Origin of the sequence: Flavobacterium aerium (genome assembly GCF_030766725.1) — a bacterium.
GTDB lineage: Bacteria > Bacteroidota > Bacteroidia > Flavobacteriales > Flavobacteriaceae > Flavobacterium > Flavobacterium aerium.
In genome coordinates, this window is record NZ_JARQWR010000042.1 from 1 (window position 1) to 538 (window position 538).

Consider the following 538-nt stretch of genomic DNA (forward strand, 5'->3'; position numbering starts at 1 on the left):
TATTGCTTGTGGAAAGTTTTGGTGAATCGGGTTTTACCCATAAAATCCAATTGGGAATCGACCTGTGTATAACCACCCCAAGTATTTTGAGTGTAACTGGAAATGGGTCTGCTTTTTTCATCGTACAGGGTATGACTTCGTTGTTGTAAAAGGGCAGTAGCCGATAAACCACGTACCCAGTTTCCGGTAGCCAATCCTTTGGCATTAACCAATACCGTTTGTCCTTCTATTTGTCCCGGTAGCGTAGGGGCATTCGGGTAAGTATAATTATCGTAATAGTTTACGGTTAATAATTTTAATCCACTGGTTGGGAAAGCAACCGAAGTATAACCTATACTCACGCCATCGACAGTATTAGCCGTAACGCGCTTTTCAGAAAAATTACCGTTAGTAGCATTGCGTTGTGCCTGCAATGTACTTCGACTGGCCGATGTTTTGAACCATCCCGTATAAGCCACTCGGCCAAAGGCATCATATTTGGTAATAATCCATCCCATCTCGGTTCCGCCAAAAGGGGTGAAGGCCGGTCCTGTAGCCA

At 44.2% G+C, this 538-nt stretch carries 1 pseudogene; it reads right to left on the reverse strand.

The annotated features are described in order from the left end of the window. Positions 1-538 (reverse strand): annotated as a pseudogene (locus P6733_RS18080) (DUF6443 domain-containing protein); the annotation flags it as partial.